This is a genomic window from Serratia sp. Ae19-1 (assembly GCF_059801225.1).
This window is the reverse complement of the sequence record NZ_JBCHWD010000007.1, coordinates 15546-31247: the sequence shown is the minus strand read 5'-3', so window position 1 is coordinate 31247 and position 15702 is coordinate 15546. Positions and strand designations below refer to the sequence as shown.

Sequence of the window (15702 nt, the reverse complement as noted above, 5' to 3'; positions counted from 1 at the left end):
TGATTGCGTTTTGCCTACCTATACTAGGTCAGGTTTTACTTAAATTACAAATTTAACCTGCGTAGGCATGGGGTTAGGGTTTGATATCAGACTATTCTTGCCGGTGAGGGAGCCGCAATCGATTAAACGACGCTAAGGCATTGCTCACTATTGCGGCATAAGATCCTGCCGGTTCAACAGCGGCCGTTTTCTGTGTTAAACTGCCCGCGTTTTTCTGCCAGTTTTGGTTGAGGTGCTTCTCTGAATACGCCGGCACAGCTTTCACTGCCACTTTATCTTCCCGATGATGAAACTTTCGCCAGTTTTTATCCGGGCGAGAACCCATCCCTATTAGCCGCGATCCAATCCGCCGTCCGTCAGGAACATGGCAGCTATATCTATTTTTGGTCGCGTGAAGGCGGCGGGCGCAGCCATTTGCTGCATGCGGCCTGCGCCGAGCTTTCGCAGAAAGGGGAAGCGGTGGGCTATGTGCCGCTCGACAAGCGCGCTTACTTCGTGCCTGAAGTGTTGGACGGCATGGAGCAGCTGGCGCTGGTCTGCATCGATAACATCGAGTGCATCGCCGGCGATGAAGAGTGGGAGATGGCGATCTTCAACCTCTATAACCGCATTCTGGAAACCGGCCGCACCCGTCTGTTCATCACCGGGGATCGCCCGCCGCGCCAACTGAACCTGCGTTTGCCGGATCTGGCTTCGCGTCTGGACTGGGGGCAGATCTACAAGCTGCAGCCGCTGTCGGACGAAGAGAAACTGCTGGCGCTGCAGCTGCGCGGCAAGCTGCGCGGCTTCGAGCTGCCGGAAGACGTGGGTCGCTTCCTGCTGAAACGGCTGGATCGCGAGATGCGCACGCTGTTTATGACCCTCGATCAGCTCGATCGCGCCTCGATCACCGCCCAGCGCAAGCTGACCATCCCGTTCGTTAAAGAGATTCTGGGGCTGTAACGAGCCATCAAGCCTGTTTTTCTGCGTGTTCCAGCAGGGAGCAGTAGTGTTCAACCTGCTGGCGTTGCCGATCGCCGCGCAGTTGCAAAGCGAGGTTGATGTGTTCCAGACACTGCGCATTGTCTGCGAGCCTTGGGTCGATTTTCCCCTGTTGTGCCAACCAGGCCGCCACATCAGCCCAGCGCCATAGCGGTGAGGTACCGCCGAGCCGTTGAACCGGGGAAGGGAAACCGCCGGGGCCGCGAGTCCCGTCTTTTAACATGGCGATTGCCTGACGAGACAGTTCAGTAAGCTCGGCAATATCGCTTACCCCTACCAGGCTGGAATCCACCGATATCACGTTGGCGCCAATATTTGCCGATTCAATATCGCTGATGGCGCTGCAAATGGCGTGGGCAAAGTTATCGCTTTCTCGATCAAATTCCAGATAGACGGCTTTACCGTAGAAACAGATTAGCGCGTCATCGCATCCTGCCGCAAACAGCGCATCCTCCAGCCCGGCGGTGTCGGCGTTGACCCCGCTCAACGTCAATGAGAAGTGATAGAGCGTCATGGTGATTCTCCGGCTATTTTTTCTGTGACAGCGCCAGGCAGTGATCGACTTTACGCCGGAGCTGTTTGGCATGCAGCTCTGGGTTTTTCGGCGTGCTCCAGATGCTCATCATATGTTCTTGGTGCCCGGCAAAGGCACAATGCAGCCGGCCAAAAGCATGTCCCCTGCCTGGGCGAAAATGCCAGCCCTGAGAAAGGGCGTAAGCTAACGCCGCCTGGATGTGCTTGTCTGGGTGTTTTTTCATCGCTCGTCCAGTGATGCGATCAGGGTAGATGGGGTGTTGACGGTTGTCAACGCTTGTGTCACCGTGAGACTTGGCGTTTGCGCAGCATAGCAGCAGGAGAGGGCGATGATGACGAAAAATATTTATATAACAATCAATTAAAAATAGCCCTGTTCAGGGCTATTGGTATTTTGCGGTTCAATAAGAGACTTGCCGGACGATTATAAAATCTCCAGCACCTGCTCCGGCGGGCGGCCGATGCGCGCCTTGCTGCCTTTCACCACAATCGGGCGCTCGATCAGTTTCGGATTCGCCGTCATCGCCGCCAGCAGCTGCTCTTCGCTCAGGCTTTCGTCCGCCAGCTTCAACTCCTTGTACAGGTCTTCTTTTTTACGCATCAGATCGCGCGCCGATGCGAAGCCCAGTTCCTTCAACAGCTTTTTCAGCTCATCGACCGTAGGGGGCGTATCGAGGTACAGCACCACCTTGGGCTCGACGCCGTGCTGCTCCAGCAGCGCCAGGGTTTCACGGCTCTTGGAGCAGCGCGGGTTGTGGTAAATCGTGACGTTTTTCATGGCGTTCATTCCTTGTTGAATCAGCTGCGCTGGTATTGGCGGAAGCGCTGTTGCAGTTGGCGCAGCTGGTCGATGCGCGCATCGTAGCGCGCCTGTTTCAGGCTGCCGAGTTTCTGCAGCGAGCTGGCGTTGCTGAGCAGGCCGATGGCCTGATCGAGCCGGCCGGTCAGCGCCAGGCTTTCCGCGCGGGCCGACAGTTCCTCATCGCGCAGCCCCTGAGCGGCGCTGGCCTGCGCCAGCAGATCCCACCCGTTCGGATCGTCCGGATGGGCAAAGGTGTAGCGGTTCAGGATCTTCGACGCCTGCGCCGGCTGATTGCCTTCGACATAGGCGTTGGCCAGGTTGAGCTGCAGCACCGGGTTGTTGTTCTGGGCGGCGTTGGCCGCCTGCAGGCGGGCGATGGCCTGCGGTGCGCGTTTCTGGCCGAGATCGATATCGGTCATCAGGTCGATCAGCCAGACGTTTTTCGCATCCTGCGCCAGCATCGGCTGAATGATGTTGCGCGCGTCGTCGTATTTTTTCGCTTCATAGAACAGAATGGCGCGGCCGTATTTGGCGGCTGCCTGTTCACGCACATTGCCTCTGCTGAGCGAGCCGAGCAGCTCTTCGTTCAGGCCGTAACCTTCCGAGCTGTACATGCCCAGGGAGCGCACCTTGGCCATCAGGTAGTCTTGCGAAGACTGCACGATGTGTTTCGGCATCTGGTTGGCGCGGTTGCGCGCGTCGGAGAGGCGGCTGTCCGGCAACGGGTGGGTCAGCAACATTTCCGGGGGCTTGGAAGCGTAGCGCGACTGATCCGAAAGCTTCTGCAGGAAGTCGGGCATCGCTTCCGGATCGAAACCGGCGCGCTGCAGCACCTGAATGCCGATGCGGTCGGCTTCCTGTTCGTTCGATTGGGTAAAGCTGATCATGCCTTGCTGGGTGCCGGCCAGGGTGCCGCTCAGCGCCGCCATGCCCATGGTCGGGTTGGCCATCGCCAGCAGGATGGAACCGAGCGCACCCACCCAGGTCAGCGGGGCGTTGCGCTGCTGATCTTCCATGGCGCGCGCCAGGTGGCGTTGGGTGACGTGCGAGATTTCGTGCGCCAGCACCGAAGCCAGCTGGCTTTCGTTGTCGCTGACGCGGAACAGCGCGGAGTGCAGCACCACGTTGCCGCCGAAGAAGGCGAAGGCGTTGATCTCATCGTTGCGCACCAGATAGAAATGGAACGGCGTGCGCACCGAATAGGCGCTGGCCACCAGCCGGTTGCCAAGCTGATTGATGTACTGACTCAGCAGCGGATCGTTGATCAGCGGGGCGCTGGCGCGCAGTTGGCGCACGTAGAAATCACCCATCGCCAGCTCTTGTCCGATGCTCAGGGTGCCGCCGGCGGAGGTGCCCATGTCCGGCAACTGGTCCTGGCTTTCCGCCTGTGCTGGCGCCAGGGCGGTGGCGTTCAGCGTGCCGAGCAGCAGCACCGCTAACGCGGTTTTGGTCAACCGGTTGGTCATAGTCAGGCGTTTCCCTTAAATAATCATTTCTAAGACGTCAGCAGCAGACAAGAGTTCTTTATTCCCACCGCGCAATCCGCATGAAAGTGCGGCGGCTCACAAACCGCGGCGGCGGCGCTCATCACATCATAGTCAGCCGCCGCCGACAAGGAAACGTTAGCCGGGCGCGAATCGGGCAAAAATGTTTTATTTTTCATTTCGAAGGACGTTTTCTTCGCCGTCAGCCGAACGAATTGCCAATAAAACGCGGACAAAGTTGATCCGTGTTTTATTGACAAGATAAACGCAGACTCATATAGTCTGCGTTATTGAAGATTCACTGACGATCGAAACGGACATATGGCGTACATCACAACCAGCGTTGAATATGGCATCCACTGCCTGCTGTGGCTGGTCGGCGATAACCAGCGCGCGCTCAGCAGCCGCGAACTCGCCGAGCTGCAAGGCATCTCCCCCAGCTTTCTGGCCAAGATTTTCCCCAAGCTGGAAAAGGCGGGGATCGTCGCCGCCAGCGAAGGGGTGCGCGGCGGCTACCGGCTGGCGCGCCCGGCGGACGAGATCAGCTTTTTGGCGATCATCGACGCCATCGAGGGGCACAAGCCGCTGTTCGATTGCCAGGAGGTGCGCGGGCGCTGCGCGGTGTTCGATGATTCCCCGCCGGATTGGGCTGTCTCCGGCAAATGCGCTATCCATGCGGTGATGCTGCAGGCGGAGAAGGCGATGCGCGATGCGCTGGCGGCGCAGACTCTCGGCGACGTCGCTGCCCGCTTTGGCCGCAAGGCGCCGCAGGGCTTCTTCGGTGAGGTCAACGTCTGGCTCGACGAGCGCATGACGGAGCGCACCGCACGCAGCGGCAAAACGGCGCGCGCCAAGACCTAAGCTCCGCCTTTCCTTAAAGCAAACACACTTATTCCCGCCTCCTCGGAAGGGGCGGGCGGGCCTTCTGCACCCTGTTACGGGAGCGGAACGGCATCGTTCATCCGAAAAAACTGCGGGCAAGCCTTATCGCCCGGTTAACCCTGTATGAAGGAGTCATCCCATGACGCAGAAAATAGTGATTGCCGGTTCCGGTTTTGCCGGTTTTTGGGCCGCCGTGTCCGCCATGCGCGCCATTACCCTCGCCGGTAAGCATGATGATATCGAGGTGCTCATGGTCTCGCCGACGCCAACGGTCACCATCCGCCCGCGCCTGTATGAAGCGGTGTTGGAAAACATGAACCCGGACATTTCCGCTCAGCTCGCCGCCGTTGGCGTGCGGCATCTGGCCGGCACGGTCGAAAGCATCGATGCCGCCGCCAAAACGCTCACGGTGGCGCCGGTGGCGGGAGAACGCCTTGAATTGGCCTACGACCGCCTGGTGTGGGCCACCGGCAGCCGGCTTGCCGTTCCTGCGGTGCCGGGCTTTGCCGAATACGGGTTCAACGTCGATACGCTGGCAAGCGCGCAGCGCTTGGACGCCCATATCAAAGCGCTGGCGGCCAAACCTTCGACGCCGGCGCGCAACACCGCCGTGGTGGTGGGCGCGGGGCTGACCGGCCTGGAGAGCGCGGCGGAGATGCCGCAAAGGTTGCGCGATGCGCTGGGCAAAGATGAGAAGGTGCGCGTGGTGATCGTCGATACCGCACCGGAAGTGGGCGCCGGAATGGGCGAAGAGCCGGGGGCGGTGATACGGCAGGCGCTGACCGAGTGCGGCGTGGAAATGCGGGCCGGCCTGCGCGTCTCGGCTATCGACGCCGAGGGAGCCACGCTGTCGAACGGTGAACGCATCGCCGCCAACACGGTGATCCTGGCGGCGGGCGTGCGGGCGCATCCGCTGACCGAGCAGATCCCCGGCGAGCGCGACGGCAGCGGCCGGGTGATCGGCGACGCCTTCCTGCGCGCGCCGGCGGCGGCGGGTATTTTCGTGACCGGTGATACGGTGAAAGCGGCGACCGACGATCTTGGCAATCACAACCTGATGACCTGCCAGCATGCGCTGAGCCTTGGCCGCGTCGCCGGCCACAATGCGGCGGCGGAGCTGGCGGGGTTGCCGGTGCATCCGTACAGCCAGCAGAAGTATGTGACCTGCCTGGATCTGGGGCCCTGGGGCGCGCTCTATACCGAAGGCTGGCAGCGCCAGGTGCGCTTTACCCGCCAGGAAGGCAAAAAGATTAAGCAGGAGATCAACACGCAGTGGATTTACCCACCGGCGGCGGATCGCGAGGCATTGTTTGCCGTCGCCAATCCGGATTTCGTGATTGTGCCTTAAAGGGAAGTAAAAACGGGAGCGGCAGCGCTCCCGTCGTCATTTGCCCAGCGGCAGGAATGAACGCTCCGGCACCACGGTTTTCATCACCAGCGTCGAGCTCAGGCGCTGCACGCCAGGCAGGGCGGAGAGCTTCTCGTCGTAAAGCTGCTGAAACGCGGGGAGATCGCGGGCGATGACGTGCAGCAGATAGTCCGGATCGCCGAACAGCCGCTGTGCCTGTACCACCTGGGGAATGTCCACCATGGCATTTTCGAAGGTTTCGACGGCGCGGCGATCGCCTTCGCGCATGGTGACGAACACCAGAGCAGAAAAGTTATAGCCCAGGCTGCCGGGATCGAGCTGGGCGCGGTAACCCCTGATCACCCCGGACTCCTCTAATGCACGCACCCGGCGGTGGCAGGGGGAGACGCTCAACCCGATCCGCTCGGCCAGCTCGGTCACCGACAAACGGCCGTCAACCTGCAGTTCAGCAAGAATTTTGCGATCAATCTTATCCATTTGGAAAAATTTCCCCGTTCGCACCGATTTCAGGCAAGTAATTGAAAGCACATTTTAACGCCTTGAGGATATTCTTGCCATCTGTTGAACGGTTTGACGGCCGCCGCGGCAGGCGGAGGCCGCTCTTCTTCCACGAGGAAAGCGCAATGGTTCTTTGTTCGGTGTGGCGCGGCGCGTTTGAGAGGGTGCCGGCATGACGCTCGCGTTGTTCGCCGCGTTTTGGGCGGTGTCGATTCTGTTGGTGATCACGCCGGGTATGGATTGGGCTTATGTGATCTCGGCGGGCATTCGCGGCCGGGTGGTGGTACCTGCCGTCGCCGGCTTGCTGTTCGGCCACCTGCTGATGATTGCGATCGTGGTGGCGGGCGTTGGTGCGCTACTGGTCGGCAACCCGCTGGCGCTGACGGCGCTCACCTTGCTGGGGGCGGCTTACCTGCTGTGGATCGGCTTCAACATGTTGCTGCACCCGCCGGTGCCGGGCGCCGGCGAGGATCAGCGTTCCGACTCCTGGCTGCGCTGGGCCGGCAAGGGCGTGTGCGTCAGCGGTCTGAACCCCAAGGTGTTTCTGCTGTTTTTGGCGCTGCTGCCGCAGTTTACCGACGCCCGGGCCGCATGGTCGGTGCCGATGCAGATGCTGGCGTTGGGCGCCGTGCATTTGATCAGCTGCGGCCTGGTGTATCTGTTGGTGGGGTTCGGTTCACAGTCGGTGCTGCGCACGCGCCCGCAGGCTGCGAAGGTGGTGGGGCGCATTTCCGGCGCGGCGATGATCCTCATCGCCCTCGGGCTGCTGGCCGAGCAGGCGCTGAAATAGCGGTTTGAACAGCCCGCTTGCGCTATCAGTCTCTGACGGCGAGCAGCACCGATGAGGCCTTGATCAGCGCGATGGCGCGCGAGCCGTTCTTCAGCGCCATTTCCTGCAGGCTTTCATTGGTGATCACCGACGTCAGCACAAAGCCGGCGTCCGTTTTGAGGTGGACGGTGCTGTTGACCGCGCCGTGCTCAACCGCAATGACTTCCCCGGCAAACTGGTTGCGAGCGGAAAAACGCAAGCCGCAATCCTCCGTCGCCAGGATCACCCAGGGCGCTTTAATCAGTGCGACGGCCTCTTTGCCGACGGTTAATCCCAGCGACTGTTGGCTTTGCACCGTCACGATGGCCACCAGTTTCTCACCGCCCGGCAGGGTGATCTCCACTTCGTCGTTGACGGCGCCTTTGGCGACGGAAGACACGGTACCGGCTAATTGGTTACGGGCTGAAACGGGCATAGATTCTCCTTGAAAGGGGCGAAAGGTAAAATTTGTCGCCCGGCATGCCCCCTGACCGCCGCGCTTTCAATGGCACGGGGAAAGTGGGGGAGCGGGGCGACTTGACTGAAAATTTAGCGTCGATAGATGTCTGGCTGAGCGATTTGCCAGACAAAATCGGGGCTGTTGATGGCGGTGTAGCCCACTTTTTCGTAGAGCCAGGGAGCGGTGCTGGTGACCAGCATGACTCGTCGCAGCGTCGCCATCAGCGGATGGGCCTGGCAGCATTCCGTCAGCCACAGGCCCAGCCCGCTTTTTTGATGCGTCTCCAGCACGTACACGTCGCACAGATAGCCGAAGGTGGCGTAATCAGTGACCAGCCGGGCGAAGCCGATCTGCCTGGTGCCGTGATACAAGCCGAAGCACAGGCTGTGGGAGAGGGACTGGCGAACGGTCTCTTTATCAATGCCCTCCGCCCATGTCGAACGGGTCAGAAATGCATGAATGGCGTCGAGATCCAGCAGGGCGGGATCGGTACTGACGAGATAGTCTGCACGCTGCCAGACCAGTGGGGAAGGTATTGCCATGGTATTCCTTCTCTGTTTGTTAATGAATCACTATTGGCGGTGGACCAAACCGGTGATCAGATCCAGCGCGTCGTCCGCCGCCGCGACCTCGCTTTCGCTGAGCGCCTGCCGCTCGATGAAACCTTCGATAGCTTCCAATAGGGAGAAGACGCTGATTTCATCCCCTATCTTCACGACCTCACAGACGCCACGCCCAATCGCCAGGCAGATCGCTTCATCAAATTCAAACGGCTTGTTGTTCATCTCTCCCCCAACCGCATCTGGGATTATGTTGGCCATGCTACCGGTTTTTTTCCGGCGACTGTCTGACGAAAATCTCATTTCTTTTCGCTGATGCCGAATGGTTCACGATCGCGTGCATTGGCGAAATTCTGATTTCCTGCCGGCGGTCAAATTTCCCTTGTGAGCACCGTGACGGCGCGGTATTGTCGCCAAATGACGACAATACCGCCTCATTGTTCGTACAAGAAATTCATGACGTTATCATCCCTTCATCCCGCAGCCGTGCGGGATTTTTTTATGAGGTTTATCTCAAAGTGCGGATAACCTCGACGCGATCGCTTGCCATGTTCTGGGAATAATCCTAGCTTGAAATAGTCATTTAGGGTTAGCAATCCCTCATGACCTCCTTGTAATACTTGATGCACCAGAACGTTTTCTCCCCCGCCCTGGCGGGGGTTTTTAATGGCGTGCATCGGAAAAGGCTATCAACGTAAGAACCGACAGAGTTCGTGGCGATAATCACTTTAAGCATCAAGGGACGGGACAATGAAAAATGATCTGGCGGCGGCAATCGCGATCGGCTGTGTGTTGTTGTTCGCATTGGCGGTCGGTTCGCCTCTCTCCATCAGTACCTCGCTGTAATCTTCAGCGGCCCCTCCCGGGGCCGTTCACCGGCGTCTGCGGATTTTTGCGCCGATCGCCTGCCCGTGCGATAAAATCAGCCAAATCGCTGTTGATGTATGGCTAACTTTGGGTACTCTGAGTGCTTTGCACCCCCGCGTGCGCCCGTTCTATCTATGCTTTAACCAGGCCCGTCACAGGAATCGCCATGCCCGCCCGTCAAATCTCGAGGAGCCCGCTCTGATGCTGGAGATGTTATTACAGTGGTACCGCCGCCGTTTCACCGATCCGCAGGCTATCGCGCTGCTGGTGATTCTGGTCGCCGGCTTCCTCATTCTTTATTTTTTGCACGGCATTCTGACCCCGCTGCTGGTCGCCATCGTGCTGGCCTATCTGCTGGAATGGCCGACCGCGCGCCTGCAGCGCATCGGCTGTTCGCGCACCTGGGCGGCGAGCATCATGCTGCTGGTGTTCGCGGGCGTCGCCATGCTGCTGGTGTTCGTCGTCGCGCCGACCGCCTGGCAGCAGGGCATCAATCTGATGAGCGATCTGCCGGGCATGCTCAATCAGTTCTATAACTTCGCCGCGACGCTGCCGAAGCGTTATCCGGCGTTGGTGGATGCCGGCATCATCGACATGATGGCGGAAAACTTGCGCAGCCGGTTGTCCGGCATGGGCGAATCGGTGGTGAAATTCTCGCTGGCATCGCTGGTCGGCCTGCTGACGCTGGCTATCTATCTGATCCTGGTGCCGATGATGATGTTCTTCCTGTTGAAGGACAAAGAGCAACTGCTGAACGCGGTGCGCCGCGTGCTGCCGCGCAATCGCGGTCTGGCCGGCCAGGTTTGGAACGAGATGAATCAACAGATCACCAACTACATCCGCGGCAAGGTGCTGGAGATGGTGATTGTCGGCGTGGCGACCTACCTGGTGTTCGCCGTGCTGGACATGCGCTACTCGCTGCTGTTGGCGGTGTTGGTGGGCTTCTCGGTGTTGATCCCCTACATCGGCGCGGTGCTGGTCACCATACCGGTGGTGGTGGTGGCGCTGTTCCAATGGGGCGTCGGCGCCGATTTCTGGACGCTGATCGTCGCCTATCTGGTGGTGCAGGGGCTGGACGGCAACCTGCTGGTGCCGATTTTGTTCTCCGAGGCGGTCAACCTGCATCCGCTGGTGATTATCCTGTCGGTGATCGTGTTCGGCGGCATGTGGGGCTTCTGGGGGGTGTTTTTCGCCATACCGCTGGCGACGCTGGTGAAGGCGGTGATCCACGCCTGGCCGGATGAACTGCGGGTGGAACTGGAAGACAAGGCCGACTGACCGGGGAGAGACGAAGCGCAGCAGGCGCTGCGCTTCGTGAGGATTACTGCTGCAGGTAGCTCAGCACGATGTCGTGGTGATTGGTGGTTTTGAAGTCATCAAACACTTTTTCAATCTTGCCGTTACCGTCGATCAGGAAGCTGATGCGGTGAATGCCGTCGTAGGTCTTGCCCATGAAGGTTTTCTCGCCCCACACGCCAAACTGTTGCGACACCTGATGATCTTCATCAGACAACAGCGTGAAGTTGAGCAGCTCCTTTTCGGCGAAGCGCGACAGTTTTTCCGGCTTGTCGGTGCTGATGCCCAGCACTTCGACGCCGACCTTTTTCAATTCTTCCATGTTGTCCCGCAGGCCGCAGGCTTGCACGGTGCAGCCCGGCGTCATCGCCTTCGGATAGAAATAGACCAATACTCGCTGTCCCTGGAAGTCGGCCAAATTAATTTCCTCACCGTCCTGGTCAGGCAAACTAAATTTCGGCGCTGTGTCACCGGCTTTCAATGGGCTCATCACTACTCTCCATCTTTTTCATCATGCTGTGGATAGTTCACCACGCTAATACTGCCTTGCGCGTTCAATTCTGTACATAGGCGATGGAAGGCTTGCTCAATATTTGAGGCGTCCCGATCGCCGGAGCTGTGGGCGGTGATTTGGATATACAGCTGCGGCGGCAGGTCGCCGTCCGCCGGCTGCGTGCGCGACACCAGCTCGGCGATGTTCATCTGGCTGGAGTCGAACAGATCGGTAAAACGTTCGATGATGTGCGGCGAGTCCTTCACTTCAACCTGTACCCACACCGTGGCCGGCATCGGCGGCCTTTCATGCGAGTTTGTGCGTTTCATCACGATCAGCAGCTCCAGCTCCGCGCCTTTTTGCGGCAGGGTGGATTCGATCAGGGTGATGGCGTTCCAGCTGCCGGACAGCAGCATGATGAACGTGAACTCCTCTCCCAGCATGGCCAGACGGCTATCTTCGATATTGCATCCGCAACTGCTGACGTGGCGGGTGATGGTATTGACGATTCCGGGGCGGTCGGCGCCGAGCGCGGTAATCACGAGATAGTGTTCGTCTGACTGAGGCAAAATGGCGCTTCCTGTCGTGCTTAATGGGGTTACCATGGTAAACATAAAAAAAACCGCCTGCCAAGCGCTTACAACGCGGTTGTGCGCTTGCTTTTGGATAGGCAGCAAAAGTACCATGAGTGACTTGTTTGTGGAGGGGACGGCCAATGTTTACGGGAAGTATTGTTGCACTGGTTACGCCGATGGACGACAAAGGTGCTGTCGATCGCGCGAGCCTAAAAAAATTGATCGATTATCATGTAGCCAGTGGCACCGCGGCGATCGTTTCCGTAGGGACCACCGGCGAGTCCGCAACGCTTGCCCATGACGAGCACGTTGACGTGGTGCTGCAGACGCTGGAGCTGGCCGACGGCCGCATCCCGGTGATCGCCGGCACCGGCGCCAACGCCACCGCCGAAGCCATCGCGCTCACCACCCGCTTCGCCAACACCGGCGTGGTGGGCTGTCTGACGGTGACGCCGTACTACAATAAGCCGACGCAGGAAGGGCTGTATCAGCACTTCAAGGCGATCGCCGAGAGCACCGAGCTGCCGCAGATCCTGTACAACGTGCCTTCGCGCACTGGCTGCGACATGCTGCCGCCGACCATCGCTCGGCTGGCGAAAATCAAGAATATTGTTGCTGTAAAAGAAGCGACGGGGAACTTAAGTCGCGTTAGTCAGATCCAAGTGCTGGTTGACGATGAAGACTTCATTTTGCTGAGCGGCGACGACGCCAGCGGGCTGGACTTCATGCAACTGGGCGGCAAAGGGGTGATTTCCGTGACGGCCAACGTGGCCGCGCGCGAGATGGCGCAACTTTGCGCGCTGGCGGCGCAGGGCAAATTTGCCGAAGCGCGCCGCTTAAATCAGCGCTTGATGCCGTTGCATCAGGATCTATTTGTAGAAGCAAACCCAATTCCGGTGAAGTGGGCCTGTAAGGCGTTGGGATTGATGGCAACCGATACGCTGCGTCTGCCGATGACGCCGTTGAGCGAAGCCGCCCGCCCGGTGGTGGAGCGCGCGCTGAAAAGCGTCGGTTTGCTGTAACTCTAAGGGAAATTTGATGGCTTATTCATTGCAAAAGTCGACGGTAGCAAAAGTAGTGGGCATCTCTTTGGTGATGATGCTGGCGGCCTGCAGCAGCGATCAGCGCTACAAGCGCCAGGTCAGCGGCGACGAGGCTTACCTCGACGCGGCTCCGCTCAAGGCGCTGAACGCGCCGTCCGGCATGATCCTGCCGGTGCAGAGCGGCAACTATGACGTTCCCGCCACGACGCTGCAAGGCAACGTCGGCAAGCAACTGGACATTCGTCCGCCGGTGCAGCCGTTGGCGCTGCTGAGCGGTTCGCGTGCGCAGTACGCCGGCGACAGCGGCACGCTGCTGCTGGAAAACAGCCCGCAGAACCAGAACCTGTGGTCGCGCGTGGTCAGCCTGCTGCAGGCGAAGAACATCGCGATCGCTTCCCGCCAGGACGCCGGTCAGACCCTGACCACCGACTGGGTGAAGTGGAACCGTCTGGACGAAGACAACCAGTATGAAGGCCGTTATCAGATCAGCGTGCAGCAACAGGGCTACCAGCAGGCGCTGGTGGTGAAAAGTGTTGGCCTGCAGCAGCAGGGCAAGACCGAGCAGGTGACCGATCAGTCTGAGATCCAGCGCTACAACGGCATGATGATCAACACCCTGATCGAAGGCCTGGACAAGCAGGACAACCTGGCGAGCAGCCAGACGGCCAGCCGTTTCGGCGCGTTGGACGTGCAGAGCGGCGCCGATGACACCGGCCTGCCGATGCTGGTGGTGCGCGGCCCGTACACCGTAGTGTGGGATCGCCTGCCGGCGGCGCTCGAAAAACTGGGGATGAAAGTGGGTGACCGCAGCCGTCCGCAGGGCACCGTCGCCGTGACCTACAAGTCCCTGAGCAGCAGCGATTGGGATGCGTTGGGCGTCAAGGATCCTGAACTGGCGGAAGGCGATTACAAACTGCAGGTCGGCGATCTCAACAACCGCACCAGCCTGCAATTTATCGATCCGAAAGGCAAACCGCTCACCCAGTCGAAAAACGACGCACTGGTGGCGGCATTCCAGTCTGCCTTCAGTAAAACCAGCGTTAAATAATCAAAAAGGGGCCTCGGCCCCTTTTTGTTTTGTCTATACGGTATCGTTTGCGTCGCAGGTTTGGCACAATAGTGTCCGGCACGCCAAAGAATTCATTAGGTCAATTCTATACCCCCTAATTTCGGGCCGCGCTCGGGAGACAACGGGGATACATCACTGGAGTAAGTAAGATGCAAAAGCTAGCTGAGCTGTATCGCGGAAAGGCAAAAACCGTTTACACCACCGAGAATCCCGATCTGTTGGTGTTGGAGTTCCGCAACGATACGTCAGCACTGGATGGTCAGCGCATTGAGCAGTTCGATCGCAAAGGCATGGTGAACAACAAGTTCAACCATTTCATCATGAGCAAACTGGAAGAAGCCGGCATCCCGACCCAGATGGAGCGTCTGCTGTCCGACAACGAAGTGCTGGTGAAGAAACTGGACATGGTGCCGGTGGAATGCGTGATCCGTAACCGCGCCGCCGGTTCGCTGGTGAAGCGTCTGGGCATCGAAGAAGGCCTGGTGCTGAACCCGCCGCTGTTCGATCTGTTCCTGAAAAACGACGCCATGCACGATCCGATGGTCAACGAATCCTACTGCGAAACCTTCGGCTGGGTGAGCAAAGAGCACCTGGCGCGCATGCGTGAGCTGAGCTACCGCGCCAACGAGGTATTGACCCAGCTGTTCGACGACGCCGGCCTGATCCTGGTCGACTTCAAGCTGGAGTTCGGCCTGTTCAATGGCGAAGTGGTGCTGGGCGATGAATTCTCGCCGGACGGCAGCCGCCTGTGGGACAAAAACACCCTGGACAAGATGGACAAAGACCGCTTCCGTCAAAGCCTGGGCGGCCTGATCGAAGCCTATGAAGAAGTGGCGCGCCGCATCGGCGTGAAGCTCGACTAAGCGTTGGCACCGCCATTCGGGGCGATCCGGCCGGATCGCCCCGCTATTCTGCGTTTTTCCAGAAAATTTCTACATTTCCTCCGCGGCAGACCATTTATAATGATGGATGCGAGATGACTAAAACCTATCCCTCTCAGGCTTGAAGCTGCCTCTGCGTTTACGATCGCGCGCAGCTTCAACGAGCAGGGGAAATATCTGGAGTGTATTTTATGCGTTGGCAAGGGCGTCGGGAAAGCGACAATGTTGAGGATCGTCGCGGGCAGTCTTCAGGTTTGGGCGGCGGCGGCGGTTTCCGCGTGCCGGTGGGGGGCAAGGGCGGCATCGTCATTCTGGTGGTGGTGCTGGTGGCCGGCTATTACGGCATCGATCTGTCGCCGCTGCTGAACGGCGGCAACGTCGCACCGCAGGGTCAACAACAGAGCGCCAACATCAGCCCGAAAGATGATGAGCTGGCCAAGTTCACCTCGGTGGTGCTGGCCTCGACCGAGGATAACTGGAAAGAGATTTTCCAGCGCATGGGCAAAACCTATCAACCGCCGAAGCTGGTGATGTACCGCGGCGTGACGCGCACCAGCTGCGGCACCGGTCAGGCGGCGATGGGGCCGTTCTACTGCCCGGGCGACAGAACGGTGTATATCGATCTGTCTTTCTATCAGGATATGAAGACCAAGCTGGGCGCCGGCGGTGATTTCGCCCAGGCCTATGTGGTGGCGCACGAAGTCGGCCACCACGTGCAGAACCTGTTGGGCATCGAGCCGAAGGTGCGCCAGATGCAGCAGGGCGCCAGCCAGGCGGAAGTAAACCGCCTGTCGGTGAAAATGGAACTGCAGGCGGACTGTTTTGCCGGCGTGTGGGGCAAATACGCCGAGAAGCAGCAGATGCTGGAAGAGGGCGACCTGCAGGCGGCGCTGAACGCCGCGCAGGCGATTGGCGACGATCGCCTGCAGCAGCAGAGCCAGGGGCGAGTGGTGCCGGACAGCTTCACCCACGGCACCTCGCAGCAGCGCTACACCTGGTTTAAACAGGGCTTCGACAGCGGCGATCCCAATACCTGCAATACCTTCGCATCCCGTTAACGCCTCAAGTGCCGGAGCCTGACTCCGGCATTTTTTTCGGAT

General features: G+C 59.3%; 20 protein-coding genes. 9 read left to right on the top strand and 11 right to left on the bottom strand.

All coding sequences use genetic code 11. The features are described 5' to 3' along the window. Positions 1-240 precede the first annotated feature (240 nt). On the top strand, positions 241-942 hold the full coding sequence (hda, locus tag AAIE04_RS19160) for a DnaA inactivator Hda (protein ID WP_025159568.1): 702 nt from the start codon (positions 241-243) through the stop codon (positions 940-942). A gap of 7 nt (positions 943-949) precedes the next feature. On the opposite strand, the gene AAIE04_RS19155 is transcribed toward hda, so the two are convergent. From AAIE04_RS19155 to AAIE04_RS19135, 5 genes are all read right to left on the bottom strand, one after another. Beyond that, a complete protein-coding gene (locus AAIE04_RS19155) occupies positions 950-1495 on the bottom strand; it encodes a helix-turn-helix transcriptional regulator (protein WP_063919862.1) in 546 nt (181 codons plus the stop codon). A 13-nt stretch (positions 1496-1508) separates the two neighbouring features. Beyond that, positions 1509-1739 carry a hypothetical protein gene (locus AAIE04_RS19150; protein ID WP_498577534.1) on the bottom strand — a complete coding sequence of 77 codons (231 nt, stop codon included), beginning with the start codon at positions 1737-1739 and terminating at the stop codon, positions 1509-1511. Positions 1740-1939: 200 nt separating this feature from the next. Continuing rightward, entirely contained in the window at positions 1940-2293 is a 354-nt protein-coding gene (gene arsC, locus AAIE04_RS19145) for an arsenate reductase (glutaredoxin) (protein ID WP_019452429.1), read from the bottom strand. Between the two features lie 20 nt (positions 2294-2313). Further along, entirely contained in the window at positions 2314-3783 is a 1470-nt protein-coding gene (gene bepA / locus AAIE04_RS19140) for a beta-barrel assembly-enhancing protease (RefSeq protein ID WP_063919860.1), read from the bottom strand. Positions 3784-3812: 29 nt separating this feature from the next. Continuing rightward, positions 3813-4037: a hypothetical protein gene (locus AAIE04_RS19135; protein WP_074055495.1), complete on the bottom strand. Its 225-nt coding sequence runs from the start codon at positions 4035-4037 to the stop codon at positions 3813-3815. Positions 4038-4122: 85 nt separating this feature from the next. Here AAIE04_RS19135 and AAIE04_RS19130 point away from each other — a divergent pair, with 85 nt between their 5' ends. Then, complete coding sequence (locus tag AAIE04_RS19130; RefSeq protein ID WP_019452431.1) at positions 4123-4662, top strand: RrF2 family transcriptional regulator; 540 nt, start codon at positions 4123-4125, stop codon at positions 4660-4662. A gap of 160 nt (positions 4663-4822) precedes the next feature. Next, positions 4823-6031: an NAD(P)/FAD-dependent oxidoreductase gene (locus AAIE04_RS19125; protein WP_498577533.1), complete on the top strand. Its 1209-nt coding sequence runs from the start codon at positions 4823-4825 to the stop codon at positions 6029-6031. Between the two features lie 36 nt (positions 6032-6067). Here AAIE04_RS19125 and AAIE04_RS19120 read toward each other — a convergent pair whose 3' ends face one another. Beyond that, positions 6068-6529, bottom strand: coding sequence for an Lrp/AsnC family transcriptional regulator (locus AAIE04_RS19120; RefSeq protein WP_019452433.1), 462 nt, complete (start codon positions 6527-6529; stop codon positions 6068-6070). A gap of 193 nt (positions 6530-6722) precedes the next feature. On the opposite strand from AAIE04_RS19120, the gene AAIE04_RS19115 reads away from it, so the two are divergent. Continuing rightward, positions 6723-7340 carry a LysE family translocator gene (locus tag AAIE04_RS19115; protein ID WP_025159569.1) on the top strand — a complete coding sequence of 206 codons (618 nt, stop codon included), beginning with the start codon at positions 6723-6725 and terminating at the stop codon, positions 7338-7340. A gap of 25 nt (positions 7341-7365) precedes the next feature. Here AAIE04_RS19115 and AAIE04_RS19110 read toward each other — a convergent pair whose 3' ends face one another. The 3 genes from AAIE04_RS19110 to AAIE04_RS19100 all read right to left on the bottom strand — a co-directional run bounded on the left by AAIE04_RS19110 (position 7366) and on the right by AAIE04_RS19100 (position 8639). Continuing rightward, on the bottom strand, positions 7366-7794 hold the full coding sequence (locus tag AAIE04_RS19110) for a TOBE domain-containing protein (RefSeq protein ID WP_074055492.1): 429 nt from the start codon (positions 7792-7794) through the stop codon (positions 7366-7368). A 113-nt stretch (positions 7795-7907) separates the two neighbouring features. Next, positions 7908-8360: a GNAT family N-acetyltransferase gene (locus AAIE04_RS19105; protein WP_498577532.1), complete on the bottom strand. Its 453-nt coding sequence runs from the start codon at positions 8358-8360 to the stop codon at positions 7908-7910. 30 nt (positions 8361-8390) lie between these two features. Continuing rightward, a complete protein-coding gene (locus AAIE04_RS19100; protein WP_232807618.1) occupies positions 8391-8639 on the bottom strand; it encodes a hypothetical protein in 249 nt (82 codons plus the stop codon). 807 nt (positions 8640-9446) lie between these two features. Between AAIE04_RS19100 and AAIE04_RS19095 the strand changes: the two genes are divergently transcribed. Next, positions 9447-10523 carry an AI-2E family transporter gene (locus AAIE04_RS19095; protein ID WP_019453894.1) on the top strand — a complete coding sequence of 359 codons (1077 nt, stop codon included), beginning with the start codon at positions 9447-9449 and terminating at the stop codon, positions 10521-10523. Between the two features lie 43 nt (positions 10524-10566). Here the strand turns inward: AAIE04_RS19095 and bcp are convergent, their stop codons facing one another. Then, on the bottom strand, positions 10567-11031 hold the full coding sequence (gene bcp, locus AAIE04_RS19090; protein WP_019453893.1) for a thioredoxin-dependent thiol peroxidase: 465 nt from the start codon (positions 11029-11031) through the stop codon (positions 10567-10569). A gap of 2 nt (positions 11032-11033) precedes the next feature. Then, positions 11034-11639: a glycine cleavage system transcriptional repressor gene (locus AAIE04_RS19085; protein ID WP_369795937.1), complete on the bottom strand. Its 606-nt coding sequence runs from the start codon at positions 11637-11639 to the stop codon at positions 11034-11036. 110 nt (positions 11640-11749) lie between these two features. Between AAIE04_RS19085 and dapA the strand changes: the two genes are divergently transcribed. The 4 genes from dapA to ypfJ all read left to right on the top strand — a co-directional run bounded on the left by dapA (position 11750) and on the right by ypfJ (position 15660). Then, positions 11750-12631 (top strand): 4-hydroxy-tetrahydrodipicolinate synthase, encoded by an 882-nt coding sequence (dapA, locus tag AAIE04_RS19080; protein WP_029988781.1) that lies wholly within the window; start codon positions 11750-11752, stop codon positions 12629-12631. A 16-nt stretch (positions 12632-12647) separates the two neighbouring features. Beyond that, entirely contained in the window at positions 12648-13700 is a 1053-nt protein-coding gene (gene bamC, locus AAIE04_RS19075; RefSeq protein ID WP_019453890.1) for an outer membrane protein assembly factor BamC, read from the top strand. A gap of 170 nt (positions 13701-13870) precedes the next feature. Next, positions 13871-14584: a phosphoribosylaminoimidazolesuccinocarboxamide synthase gene (gene purC, locus AAIE04_RS19070; RefSeq protein WP_019453889.1), complete on the top strand. Its 714-nt coding sequence runs from the start codon at positions 13871-13873 to the stop codon at positions 14582-14584. Positions 14585-14793: 209 nt separating this feature from the next. Next, positions 14794-15660, top strand: a complete 867-nt coding sequence (gene ypfJ, locus AAIE04_RS19065) for a KPN_02809 family neutral zinc metallopeptidase (protein ID WP_074055489.1) — start codon at positions 14794-14796, stop codon at positions 15658-15660. Positions 15661-15702 lie beyond the last annotated feature (42 nt).

Excerpts from the sequence above, each read along its gene's own strand:
- AAIE04_RS19155 (WP_063919862.1), bottom strand. The coding sequence starts at position 1,495 with ATGACGCTCTATCACTTCTCATTGACGTTGAGCGGGGTCAACGCCGAC.
- AAIE04_RS19150 (WP_498577534.1), bottom strand. The coding sequence starts at position 1,739 with ATGAAAAAACACCCAGACAAGCACATCCAGGCGGCGTTAGCTTACGCC.
- arsC (WP_019452429.1), bottom strand. The coding sequence starts at position 2,293 with ATGAAAAACGTCACGATTTACCACAACCCGCGCTGCTCCAAGAGCCGT.
- bepA (WP_063919860.1), bottom strand. The coding sequence starts at position 3,783 with ATGACCAACCGGTTGACCAAAACCGCGTTAGCGGTGCTGCTGCTCGGC.
- AAIE04_RS19130 (WP_019452431.1), top strand. The coding sequence starts at position 4,123 with ATGGCGTACATCACAACCAGCGTTGAATATGGCATCCACTGCCTGCTG.
- AAIE04_RS19125 (WP_498577533.1), top strand. The coding sequence starts at position 4,823 with ATGACGCAGAAAATAGTGATTGCCGGTTCCGGTTTTGCCGGTTTTTGG.
- AAIE04_RS19120 (WP_019452433.1), bottom strand. The coding sequence starts at position 6,529 with ATGGATAAGATTGATCGCAAAATTCTTGCTGAACTGCAGGTTGACGGC.
- AAIE04_RS19115 (WP_025159569.1), top strand. The coding sequence starts at position 6,723 with ATGACGCTCGCGTTGTTCGCCGCGTTTTGGGCGGTGTCGATTCTGTTG.
- AAIE04_RS19110 (WP_074055492.1), bottom strand. The coding sequence starts at position 7,794 with ATGCCCGTTTCAGCCCGTAACCAATTAGCCGGTACCGTGTCTTCCGTC.
- AAIE04_RS19105 (WP_498577532.1), bottom strand. The coding sequence starts at position 8,360 with ATGGCAATACCTTCCCCACTGGTCTGGCAGCGTGCAGACTATCTCGTC.
- AAIE04_RS19100 (WP_232807618.1), bottom strand. The coding sequence starts at position 8,639 with ATGGCCAACATAATCCCAGATGCGGTTGGGGGAGAGATGAACAACAAG.
- AAIE04_RS19095 (WP_019453894.1), top strand. The coding sequence starts at position 9,447 with ATGCTGGAGATGTTATTACAGTGGTACCGCCGCCGTTTCACCGATCCG.
- bcp (WP_019453893.1), bottom strand. The coding sequence starts at position 11,031 with ATGAGCCCATTGAAAGCCGGTGACACAGCGCCGAAATTTAGTTTGCCT.
- AAIE04_RS19085 (WP_369795937.1), bottom strand. The coding sequence starts at position 11,639 with ATGGTAACCCCATTAAGCACGACAGGAAGCGCCATTTTGCCTCAGTCA.
- dapA (WP_029988781.1), top strand. The coding sequence starts at position 11,750 with ATGTTTACGGGAAGTATTGTTGCACTGGTTACGCCGATGGACGACAAA.
- bamC (WP_019453890.1), top strand. The coding sequence starts at position 12,648 with ATGGCTTATTCATTGCAAAAGTCGACGGTAGCAAAAGTAGTGGGCATC.
- purC (WP_019453889.1), top strand. The coding sequence starts at position 13,871 with ATGCAAAAGCTAGCTGAGCTGTATCGCGGAAAGGCAAAAACCGTTTAC.
- ypfJ (WP_074055489.1), top strand. The coding sequence starts at position 14,794 with ATGCGTTGGCAAGGGCGTCGGGAAAGCGACAATGTTGAGGATCGTCGC.